6 protein-coding genes and 1 pseudogene are annotated in these 11,366 nt (G+C 65.5%); 4 read left to right on the top strand and 3 right to left on the bottom strand.

Annotated elements, in window-relative coordinates:
- Window positions 1–618, bottom strand: a pseudogene (locus ACWEBX_RS34295) (transposase family protein); the annotation flags it as partial.
- A 194-nt stretch (window positions 619–812) separates the two neighbouring features.
- Between ACWEBX_RS34295 and ACWEBX_RS34290 the strand changes: the two are divergent.
- The gene (locus ACWEBX_RS34290) at window positions 813–3,209 is read left to right on the top strand and encodes a DUF3376 domain-containing protein (RefSeq protein ID WP_451888665.1); all 2,397 of its coding nucleotides are present in this window, start codon (window positions 813–815) and stop codon (window positions 3,207–3,209) included.
- A 719-nt stretch (window positions 3,210–3,928) separates the two neighbouring features.
- Here the strand turns inward: ACWEBX_RS34290 and ACWEBX_RS34285 are convergent.
- Window positions 3,929–4,294: a hypothetical protein gene (locus ACWEBX_RS34285; RefSeq protein ID WP_451888664.1), complete on the bottom strand. Its 366-nt coding sequence runs from the start codon at window positions 4,292–4,294 to the stop codon at window positions 3,929–3,931.
- A complete protein-coding gene (locus ACWEBX_RS34280) occupies window positions 4,291–6,285 on the bottom strand; it encodes a hypothetical protein (protein WP_451888663.1) in 1,995 nt (664 codons plus the stop codon). Before ACWEBX_RS34280 ends, ACWEBX_RS34285 begins: the two co-directional genes overlap by 4 nt.
- Before the next feature lie 699 nt (window positions 6,286–6,984).
- Between ACWEBX_RS34280 and ACWEBX_RS34275 the strand changes: the two genes are divergently transcribed.
- The 3 genes from ACWEBX_RS34275 to ACWEBX_RS34265 all read left to right on the top strand — a co-directional run bounded on the left by ACWEBX_RS34275 (window position 6,985) and on the right by ACWEBX_RS34265 (window position 11,209).
- Window positions 6,985–7,809 (top strand): MOSC domain-containing protein, encoded by an 825-nt coding sequence (locus tag ACWEBX_RS34275; protein ID WP_451888662.1) that lies wholly within the window; start codon window positions 6,985–6,987, stop codon window positions 7,807–7,809.
- Window positions 7,810–8,001: 192 nt separating this feature from the next.
- The gene (locus ACWEBX_RS34270; RefSeq protein WP_451888661.1) at window positions 8,002–8,607 is read left to right on the top strand and encodes an Rv1733c family protein; all 606 of its coding nucleotides are present in this window, start codon (window positions 8,002–8,004) and stop codon (window positions 8,605–8,607) included.
- Between the two features lie 172 nt (window positions 8,608–8,779).
- Window positions 8,780–11,209, top strand: coding sequence for a right-handed parallel beta-helix repeat-containing protein (locus ACWEBX_RS34265; protein WP_451888660.1), 2,430 nt, complete (start codon window positions 8,780–8,782; stop codon window positions 11,207–11,209).
- The last annotated feature ends 157 nt before the right edge of the window (window positions 11,210–11,366 follow it).

Raw genomic sequence — 11,366 nt, 5'->3', positions numbered from 1 at the left:
GTCAGTGCCCGGTTGATCGTGCGCTGTGTCGGGGACAACTGGCCGCCGGGCGGTCGTCTGCGCCCGGTGGTGACCCAGGGTCCGGCGCTCTGGTAGGCGCGGTCGGCGAGGACGGGGACGCCTTGGCGCTCGCAGATCCGGATGATCCGGTGAGTGCGGGCCGCGGTCAGGTCGTGGCACCGGCCCGGCAAGGCGGGCGACATCCACGGCACCTGTCCGGTCGGGTCTGTCACGACCTGGACATTCAAGCCGTGGGCGACGGTGCTTGGGCGAGTAGTCGACACGGCCGTCGCTCACGCGGTCGCACTCGCCGAGCGTCCCGTCGAGCAGTACGTACTCCGGTTCGTGCCCGCGCAGGACCTTGAGCAGGCCGGGCGCCCGGGCGGCCAGGAGGTCGATCACCGCCGTGGTGCAGGCGTGGGCGGTGCCGACCGAGATGTCGAAGTCGGCGGCGAGGTGGGCCAGGGTGTCGTGCTTACACAGGTACACCAGAGCGACGAGCGCGCGTTGATGCGGCGGGAGCTTACAGCGGCGGTCACCCTCACGGGTGACGATGAGCATGGTGACCCACTCGACCAGCGGATGAGGCAGGTCGAGTGCGGCAGGATGAGGAACCAACGAGGCACCTGCGCTGATGAGTTGAGACGTCGAACACCTCCCTCAACGGCACGGGTGCCTTGTGCTTTGCGCACACCGACTCCGTCACTCCATCGGTGGCCACTCTGAAAACGCTCACTCAATTAGCTGTCACAAGATCGATCAAACAGACTAGTCCAAGCGACCGCCGCGCCGATGCAACTTAGGTTGGCAGCATGCACTACAGCTCATTTCCTGTGGGTCACGAGACTCGACTTGCCCTCGTCCTCAACGGAGGAGTCAGCCTCGCAGTCTGGATGGGTGGTGTCACCCATGAACTCGATTTGCTTCGTCAAGCATCTGGTGACGCAAGCGAAGATACTGTGAGTGTCCGCGATCAGGCGGTTTTTAAAGCCTGGAAAAAGATTGCCAAGCGCTCCGGCACACGTGTCGCAATCGACGTAGTGGCAGGATCCTCAGCCGGCGGCCTGAACGGCATGCTGCTAGCCACAGCTCTCGGGAGGGGTGCAGCCCTGCCCGACCTAAGAAAGGTGTGGGAGGAGTCAGCCTCCATTACAAAATTGCTTTCTCCGAAGCCGGATTCGAGTGCCCTCAGCGGGAAATCTTTCTCGAATAGCGTCAGGGAAGCAGTCGAGAGCATTGGTCTTGGCTCCAGGCACGCCAGTAAACCAGTCACCCTGTTCCTCCCAGCCACCTCCCTTGATGGACGGTCACGTCTTTATGCAGATGGTTTTGGAAATGAATTTTCAGTACGCGACCATCGTCGACTCTATCAATTTCAGCACGATGACAATGCCGTCGTCTATGAGCAAGTTAAGGGGAGGTGGGAATTCTCATCAACGCGAAAGACTGACTTCATCCCCGCAAATAGCGAAGTGCTAGTACAGGCCGCTCGTGCCACTGCAAGCTTTCCAGTCGCATTCCCTCCAGTAGGCGATTTTTCGATGATTCAATATCGCGTACACCCTAAACCGTCATTCGATGACCCATCGGGTTTTGTCATGGATGGAGGAGTGCTGAATAACGCCCCCTTCGCTCCCGTCCTTGAAGCCATCTCGCGCCGCACGTTGGATGTTCCTGTTAGACGAGTCCTTGTCTACGTGGTCCCCTCTGCCGGCCATAGAGAACACGAGGGGCAGGAGAGATTCAATGAGAGCACGCCATGGCATAAGATCGCACTCAATGCCACTCTATATCCACAAGAAGCAGATTTCAGGGACAGCACCGAAGCGCTCGTTGATCGATTGAGTAGCAGCGTTCGCGATACTCACATTGATCTTTTCGAGCGAGCGTGCAGCGATTCGAAATTGTGTAGCCATCTTACTGAGCTAGCCCTGGCGCAACTGGCCGAATATCGGAGAAATCGCGCGCGCGCGGTAATGTATGATTTGCGAAGATGGCTTGCTGATGGCCAGACAGTGACATCTCTAGCCGTGATGCCTGAGCCCACCGATGATCAAATCGATGAGATCCTCAATTCGTCAGGGCGTCCAATTTGGGTACCACTGAAAAATGAGGACCAGATCACTGGTGTACTGAGTAGCCAGTGGCGCTGGGGATTCCTCCCGGCTGAACGTGCCCTCCAGGCGTTCAGTAATCACCTTCATGGGCATGTTATGCGAAATGACCTAAGTGAGGCCCAGCAGGGGCGCTTGCTTGAGGGTACTCAGTTCATCACTGAGCATCTTCGAGCGGTAATGGCTGCAATGGAGGCTTTCGAGGATTACGCTCAACTGCAGGGTACTCCCGAAGCCGTTCTTTCCGATCAAGGGACTGCTTCTTTCATTCAAGAATGCTTCTCACGTCTTGATATCCCAGGAGTCTTGGGTGAAATCATGAGACAGGCAGCGACACGTTACGTCAATGCGCTTAAGGCTGCCAACATCAAGTCGTGGGACAGCCCGCAGGATGCCGTGACTGCTTGTCTCTCAGTTGAGGTAGTCACTCGAGCTTACGCTGCCCCATCCAAGGTCATCGAACACCTAATGCCAACCTTTGAATTTCTGCGCTTGGGTCCGGATAAGATGAGCCGAGCTCTCTTCGAGGACCAGTTCGCCAATATGGGCGATCGGAAGCTGTACGGGGTGCGCTTCCAGCACTTTGCTGCGTTCTTCAGCAAGGATTGGCGCAAGAGCGATTTCGCATGGGGCCGCCTCGATGCCGCGCACCACTTGTTGCGTCTTTTTTCCTTTAATAGCGAGCAGGAGCGACGGAGCGCAGAGCGAGACCTTCATGAAGCTATCCTCGCAGCAGAGGCGCCCCCGGGAACAATCCCGCGCGAGTGGATGGCCGAAAACCTCACGGAATTGAGTCAGGAAACGGATCATCATCTACTAAAAAAGGTGACGGATTCAAAATCAGGCATGAAAGCATTTAAGGAGGCAACGGATTCGATTTTCAAACTCGTTGGACTCTATCGCCACCTCCCTATTCGGCTAGCGGTCCGGACTCTCCGGAATAGAATCTTGAGAACCTATATCACCAATCCAGAGAAAACAATGATTGAGGCCACAAAGCATGCCGCGCGCGGGATTTTCATCCTTTTTAGTCTTTTGGTTTGCGAAACGGTGCTATGGTTGGTCATCTGGATTATCTGGCTTGCTAAGATTTGAACATTGGAGGAACGCCGGCCGGGGGGCGACCCAGGCTGCGGCGATAGAACGTGGTCGACCATCTTTGGTTCAGCGGTCAGAACGGCCACGGCCTCGCGCTTTATTACCGGACCCGTCCCCTTCAGGGTCACTGCTGAGAGCGGCGCCCCCTCGGTGGGTCGGGGTGGTGCCCTCGTGCAGGGCGGTGGCGTTGGCGCGCAGGGTCTGTTGCAGGGTCGGGTCGCGTCCGTTGCCCGGCCACAGGGCCAGAAGGGCGTCGGCGGTCCGGCGGGCGAGCGCAGTACGAGCCCGTCCGTAAACGTCCGGAACGCCAGCTGACCTGCAACGCGAACTCATTGACGGACGTCCCCGGATCACTACGGAGCCAGCCCGAACAGCTCGCAATGCGCAGGTTTCGGGGTCGAATCCCACTGCTCGTCACTTGAGAGAAGCCGCCGACCCAAGAACGTCGTTGGCGGCCAGAGGGGCCTGCTCGATGGTGCGCTCCGTTGCTGCACGGGGATGTGGTTCTGGCCTACCTGACAGGCCTCTTTGGGCCCAAGCCGGGTGATCGCCCAACTCATGGTGGTGTCCCTGAACCGATCAGGTTCGACACCCGCCGGTAGCCGCGCGAGGCAGGCTTGCTCTGTGCGTTCGTCTTCCGTACAAGCTGAGTTCCGCCATGAGGTGGGGCCGCCCCATCGTCCGCGAACGGCCCCACCTTGGTTGACACGGGTGGGTCAAATTGCTGTCGGCCAGCGTTCTCGGTCGTACGGCAGCATCCAGGCGGTGACGTCGCCTGCGATTTGCCGCACCTGCTGTTCCGGTGTCGTGGAGCTCAGCAGCAGGACGTAGAGGCTGTCCCATTTCTGGGCCTTGGGGAGGTCATAGAGGTACTCGCTGATGTGGCTGGCAAGACCGTCATCATCGTGCGGTCGGCAGACCGATCCGATGTAGCAAACAGTCCCGCTGGGGTCCTCGGCGACATAGACCGCGCAGGACGCCTTGGGCAGGAAGTGCGGGGCGACGGGCTGCCTTTCGGGCATCGCCTTGAGCAGGCTGGTCCCGCAGAGGTCGGCAAGTGCCATGTAGGTGCCCTTCTTCATCGGGCCGTCTCACTCTCGTCCTCGGTGCCGTCGGCCTCGTTCATCCCACCATCGGCAGCCGAGGGGCCGGCGTCTACGGCCGCCTCCCACCAGTCCTCAGCGGTTCCCAGCATGTTCTTGAGCTGGTCCCGGAGCAGACGGGCCTGAGCGCGGCCTCGCTGTTCGATCAGAGCCACGCCGTTCTCGTCCTTGACACCTCCGAGGTTCCGCATTGCGTCAGCCAGAAGCCTGAGCGCACCCTGCGTGTCCGTGAGCCAGCGCTGGTACTTCGCTTGGAGGACTGCCTCCTCGTCCAGGGGCTCCTTCTTCTCCTTGTCTTTCGGGGCGAGATCCTCGCGGAGAAACTTGTTGTTGATGGGGATGTCCGCACCTGCTGCGCTCTGTTCGGGATGCCCCTGCGCATCAACCTGCCGCGGCCGGAGACCGGCACGGTCATCTTCGATTGCCTGCCGCAGATGGTGCAGGCCGTGCTCGGTGTCCAAGAGCTCCTGCATGACGTCGGCCGGAGGGCGGCGGTCGCTACCCGCTCCGATGTCGTGCCTCGGGCCGCTGATTGCCTTGTGCTTTACGAGGACGTACGCCGCGCGGACCCACAGCTCGGTTCCCGCAGGTCCGCCGGCCTCCCCGCTCTCCAGCTCCTTAAGTGCAGCCTGGAACAGGGCTTCCGGTGTGCGCCGTGTCGGCTTCCACGCGTCGGCCTGGCTCAGGTGCGACGGAAGGGCGCTCTCCAGCGTCTTGCGGAAGGCCGCCAAGTCCGGCTCTGACGCCGTGCCCCGCTGCTCCCGGGCGATCATCTCGACCCCGAGCGGAAGCTTGGTACTCAGAGTCACGTTCTTCCGGCGCTGCCCGTTCAGCGGCTCTCCGTCGGCGAGAACCAGGGCGATAGGCTTGCGCACCGCGTCATGGATCTTGCGCTCGCGTGTGGTGAAGAGGTGCACGATGCGCGCTGCCCGGTCATCCAGGAAGGCCGGGATCTTGTTCTGCTCGGCTTCTTCCTGAGTCAGCCGGCCAGCCAGCCAGTCGGCTTCAGCATCGCTCGGCACGACGGCTGCCGCACGTGCCGCGAGGAGGCATTCCTCTGAGAGCGTCGTGTACTTCGCAGGGTCGCTCCAGGGCGTCTTCGTGTTGAGGTGGTCTTGGGCAACGCGAGCCTTGATCGCCTGTGCGAGGTCCACCGTGCCCGGGGTATCCGGCACCACGCCGATGATGAGCTCGAAGTCGGTGACGGCGCACCGCACCGCTGACTTCTCCGTCTCCTCGATTTTCTTGCTCGGTTTGTCCGCGAAGCCGTTGATCTTGTCGATGTGGGTCTGCATCGAAGCCGCGCCGCGCGGCAGCTGGAACAGGAGCTCGTCGGCATTGACGCGCAGGTGGTAGAGGCCGTGACTCGTACGCGTCGATCCCTCGCGGACGAAGATGTGAGCGGTCGGGTTGTCGCCCTCCGCGTCGTACGACACGGTGGTGACGACGCCAATCGGCGGGTCCATGATGCCCTGGTCGTCGATGCTCGGGTTCGGGACATTCCGGTTGCGCGTCGTCTCCATTGCCCACGTGAGCTGGGCCGCAAGCGCCGCACGGCTCGCAACGCGTACGGACATCTCGCCTACGCCTGCCTCAGCCGCAGGAGTCAGAGCGACCGGAGGCGCCCCCTCGTTTCCGGCGAGACGGAAGTTGATCCGGTCGGCGTTGCGAGGGTTCAGCGGGTCCGGCGCAAGGCGGGCGGTGTACACCTGACCCGAAATGACGAGCAGGTCCGCACCCGGGATGCGGCGGCGCTGGGGGTTCTGGACCTGCGGAAGGACTGCGTCCGGATTGGTCCAGATCGTCGAGATCGCTCCTGCGGCCCGGTCGCTCATGCCGTGCTTCTTCAGAGCAGCACGCAGCTCCTTGTGCAGGCTGGAGTCCGGGATGTCAGGGACCCGGCGGACGGGCTTGGGCAGTTCGGTCTTCTCACCGTGGATCGTTGCACCGGAATTGGAACTGAGGGGCATCTGAGGCCCTCCTCGTGGATTCCCTCCACAAGAACCACTCCCGCGGAGGCATACACGCGGGAGCCGGAATCGCCGATCCAGCCCTCGCACCCACGCCCTGCGGATCCTGGCCCGCATCACGGGGAGCGGCAGGAGCACATCCAGCCTGCGTAGTCCGGCCTCGGCGCTCAGTCAGTGCTGGCGCTGTACGGGCCTCGCTCCCCTCCCGGTGAAGTCGGCGCTTCAGGGAAGGAACGCAAGCATGCGTGTCCTGCATCACTGAGACCAGTCTCGGCCGACTCGTGCCGGGCAGGCAAGCGAATAACAAGCGCAGACAGAAGATGATCAGTGCGCGCGAGTTCAAGACCGAACGAGCCCATGATCAGGACGAGATATGGATGGAGACGGCCTATGTAACATTTCCGCGCAGCTAAAATCTCAGGTGAGGCCGAGCCTGGAGTGCTGCTCCTGGTGAGACTGCAATTCGGCCAGCTCACGACTCGGCGCTGCGACACGGACGACGCCACCGCGAAGCTGGGCCGTCTGTGGGCCGTCCGACGAAGACCAGCAACAACAACCAACGACCAACAGCGACCGCAAACTGCCAGCTCACCGGCGAGGCACGCGGCGACGTCCCACCTCGCCGGACCGGGCATCCAATACCGCGGGTACTGACCACCCCTGACCGGACTGTCGGTGCTGCCTGGCACCATGGCGGTCATGGGGAACGCGGTACTGCACTCGATTCACGTCCATCCGGTCAAAGCCTTCCGGAGCACGTCGCTCCAGGAGGTTGAGGTCGAGCCCTGGGGGCTGGCCGGAGACCGACGCTGGGTCCTGATCGACGACGGGGGAAAGGTCGTCACGCAACGCGAGCAGCCGCGTCTGGCGCTGGCCGCCGCCGAGATACTCTCCGGCGGCGGCCTCCGTCTCTCCGCCGAGAACCGCGAGCCGGTGACCGTGCCCGTGCCCGCACCCATCGGTACGACCACGGTGGAGATCTTCGGCGACAAGGTGGAAGCCGTCCTCGCCGACGCCGCCGCGCACGAGTGGTGCAGCCGTTACGTCGGCGCCGACGTGCGCCTCGCCCACATGGACGATCCGGCCGTCCGCCGGCCCGTCGATCCGGAGTTCGCGCTGCCGGGCGACACCGTCAGCTTCGCCGACGGCTATCCGCTGCTCGTCACCACACTCGGATCGCTGGACGCGCTCAACTCCTTGATCGCGCAGGGCGACCGGGCCGAGGAGGGCCCGGTGCCGATGAGCCGTTTCCGGCCGAACGTCGTCATCTCGGACACCGACGCCTGGGCCGAGGACGACTGGTCGCGGATCGCCATCGGTGACGTCACCTTCCGGGTCACCAAGATGTGCGGCCGGTGCATCGTGACCACGACCGATCAGGACACCGCCCGGCGCGGCAAGGAGCCGCTGCGTACGCTCGCCCGGCACCGGCGCTTCGGCGGAAAGGCGATGTTCGGGCAGAACCTGGTGCCCGAGATCGGCGGCTCGGTGCGGGTCGGCGACCCGGTCACGGTCCTGGCGTAGCCCGTAGCCCGCCCGATGACATCCCGCCAGAACCTGGCCGCCGGGAACCCTCCGGCCGGGCCGGATCGTTGAGTTTTCGGGAGATGTTCATGAAGGGCCCTGGGGGAGGGTGTTGTCGGCCTCTCTTCCCGGACCTCGCGCTTGAACGGCTCCGCTGCTGGACATCTCGGAGGCGGAAGGGGGTGCGGGACGGTGCGCGCGATCATCGGGCTCTGGCGCTGGCGGCGCAATCCGCTGCGCCGTACGACAGATCTCGTGGAGGCCTGGTTGGCCCTGGTCGCGCTCCTGCTCGCCCTGTTCGTGGCGCCCCTCGCCGGAGTGGCTGTCGGGGCCTCGGTACAGGGGACGCTGCAGAAGGCCGTGCGGGACCAGCGCAAGGACCGGCACCATGTGGCGGCCGTCGTCGTCAGGAAGCTGTCGCGGGGCCCGCTGGCCCCCGACCCCGAGACCCCGTCGGGACGGGTCGCCCACAGCCGTGTCGTGGCCGACTGGACCTCGCCCGACGGCACCCCCCGGCGCGGCACGGTGATCGCCGGTCTCAAGTCGCCGCGGCCGGGCGACCGGTTCTCCATCTGGACCGACCGGCACGGCCGAATAGTGGGCCGCCCACTGGACCGAGCCACCGCGACCGCGCACTCCGTGCTGGCCGGATTCGGTGCCGCGGTGCTGTCGGCCGGACTGCTGGAAGGGGGCAGGCGGTTGATCCTGTGGCACATGATCCGCAGGCGTCACGCACGATGGGACCGGGCCTGGGCCAAGGCGGGTCCCGACTGGGGCAAGGCAGACACCGGCAGCTGACGGCCTTCCCGCTCCGGTCAACCGGGCGCCCCCGCGCACGCTACGGTGGACCGGCCGAACTGTTCGGCACCGTCGTGAGAGGCTGTCCGGCAGGGACCGGGATCCCGACCGACGGGGCATCAGCACGGCCTCGCAGGACCCGCGTACAACGAGGTGGGGGCACAACAGCGCCATGGCACAGGGCACGGTCCAGGTGACGCACACCGGAACCTCGCGGTGGCGGCGCCGCACGGGTGAGTACGCTTCGCTGGCCGCCGCCCTGGAGGCCGCGGCCGACGGTGACGTGCTGACCGTCGCTCCCGGCACCTACCGGGAGAACCTGGTGGTGGAGCGCGAGGTGACACTGCGCGGCCCCGAGGGCTCCCCCGGCTCCGTCCGCATCGCGCCGATCGACGGCGTGGCACTGACCGTACGCGCCTCGGCGGTCGTCCAGGACCTGCATCTGGAGGGCCAGGACTCGGCCTCGCCCGCGCTGCTCGTCGAAGAGGGCACGCCCGAACTGCTGGACATACGGATCGTCACACGTTCCGCGGCCGGGATCGAGGTCCGCGGAAGTGCCCGCCCGACCGTGCGCCGGTGCACCGTCGACAACCCGGCGGGCGTCGCCATCGCCGTGCTGGACGGCGGAGGCGGGGTGTTCGAGGAGTGCGAGGTCGTGGCCGCCGGCCAGTCGGGGGTCGTGGTCCGCGGGGGCGCGCGTCCGCGCCTCGAGCGCTGCCGGGTACACCACACTTCCGGTCCGGGGCTGTCGGCCACGGGCGAGAACTCCTTGCTGGAGGCGGTGGGTTGCGAGGTGTACGAGGTCAAGGGCTCCGGGGTGCAGATCACCGCCCGGGCCACGGCGCACCTCACCGACTGCGATGTGCACCGGACGACCGCGGACGGCGTCACCCTCGACACCGACGCCGTGCTCACGCTCGCCGACTGCCGCATCCACGACATCCCGGAGAACGCGGTCGATCTGCGCTCGCGCTCGGTGCTCACCCTGACCCGCACGAGCGTGCGGCAGTTCGGACGCAACGGCCTGTCTGTCTGGGACCCGGGCACCCGCGTCGACGCCAACCAGTGCGAGATCTTCGACAGCACGGGCGACTACCCCGCGGTGTGGGTGAGCGACGGAGCGACCGCCGTCCTGGACTCGTGCCGGGTGCACGACGTGCCGGACGCGCTGTTCGTCCTCGACCGGGGCTCGCGCGCGGACGTCGTCGACTGCGACATCTCCCAGGTGCGCAACACCGCGGTGTCGGTGAGCGACGGAGCGACCGCGCAGCTCGACGACTGCCGCATCCGGGACGCGGCCACCGGAGCCTGGTTCCGCGACCACGGCAGTGGCGGCACGCTGTCCGGCTGCATCATCGATGGCACACAGACCGGCGTGATCGTCACCAAGGGCGCCGATCCGGCCTTCGAGCGCTGCACGGTCACCTCCCCCGCCGAGGCGGGCTTCTACGTCTCGGCGGACGGCCGGGGCAGCTTCACGCACTGCCGGGTGGCGGACAGCGGGGGCTACGGCTTCCACGTGATCGACGGCTGCCGGTCGACCCTGCGCAAGTGCCGTACGGAGCGATGCGCGCGCGGGGGCTACGAATTCGCCGACGCGGGCTCGGCCCCGGGCTCGGGTCCCGTCGTCGAGGACTGCGCGAGCGACGAGAGCGCGTCGCTGCGTACCCCGGCGCACGAGGCGGCGGTCGAGACCTCGGCTTCGTCCGCGAGTCTGCCGGGCACGATCCCCGGCCAGCGCGGCACCGATCGGGAACCGGTCACCACCGGCGCGGAGTCCGCTGCTCCGGCCCGCAGATCGAAGATCGTCCTCGGTGAACTCGACACACTGGTGGGCCTGGACAACGTCAAACGCGAGGTGCGCGCCCTCACCGACATGATCGAGGTGGGCCGGCGCCGGCAGCAGGCGGGCCTCAAGGCGGCGTCCGCACGGCGCCATCTCGTCTTCACCGGCTCCCCCGGCACCGGCAAGACCACCGTCGCCCGGCTGTACGGCGAGATCCTGGCCTCGCTGGGCGTGCTGGAGCGGGGACATCTGGTCGAGGTGTCCCGGGTGGATCTGGTCGGTGAGCACATCGGATCGACCGCGATCCGCACCCAGGAGGCGTTCGACCGGGCGCGCGGCGGTGTGCTGTTCATCGACGAGGCGTACGCGCTGTCGCCGGAGGACTCGGGCCGCGACTTCGGGCGTGAGGCCATCGACACGCTGGTGAAGCTGATGGAGGACCACCGGGAGGCGGTCGTGGTGATCGTCGCCGGGTACACCGCGGAGATGGAGCGGTTCCTGTCGGTCAACCCCGGGGTGGCGTCCCGCTTCTCACGGACGATCACCTTCAACGACTACATCCCCACCGAATTGCTGCGGATCGTCGAGCAACAGGCCGAGGAGCACGAGTACCGGCTGGGTCCGGGCGCGCCCGAGGCGGTCCTGAAGTACTTCACCTGCGTCCCGAGAGGGCCCGCCTTCGGCAACGGCCGCACGGCACGGCAGACGTTCGAGGCGATGGTGGAGCGGCACGCGGGCCGGGTCGCCAAGCTGGACGAGCCGAGCACGGACGACCTGACCCTGCTCTACGCGGAGGACCTGCCGGACCTGCCCTGAGCGGCCCGGGGCCTGTCCCCCACCTCCCTTCCAGCAGGCTCTAGGGCCTGTCTGACAATTCCCGTCGTCGCCCGAAGGGCGGCCCGGCGGCGTCAGGTGCGTGCTCTCGGCGTGCCGGCCCCAGACCCGCGTACTGGACGTACTCGGGTCTGGGGCC

The organism is Streptomyces sp. NPDC005070, assembly GCF_053600395.1.
The sequence above is the reverse complement of the archived record's forward strand: the minus strand, read 5'-3'. Positions and strand labels throughout refer to the sequence as shown.

Coding starts and splice junctions, on each gene's coding strand:
- ACWEBX_RS34290 (WP_451888665.1), top strand. CDS start 813: ATGCACTACAGCTCATTTCCTGTGGGTCACGAGACTCGACTTGCCCTC.
- ACWEBX_RS34285 (WP_451888664.1), bottom strand. CDS start 4,294: ATGAAGAAGGGCACCTACATGGCACTTGCCGACCTCTGCGGGACCAGC.
- ACWEBX_RS34280 (WP_451888663.1), bottom strand. CDS start 6,285: ATGCCCCTCAGTTCCAATTCCGGTGCAACGATCCACGGTGAGAAGACC.
- ACWEBX_RS34275 (WP_451888662.1), top strand. CDS start 6,985: ATGGGGAACGCGGTACTGCACTCGATTCACGTCCATCCGGTCAAAGCC.
- ACWEBX_RS34265 (WP_451888660.1), top strand. CDS start 8,780: ATGGCACAGGGCACGGTCCAGGTGACGCACACCGGAACCTCGCGGTGG.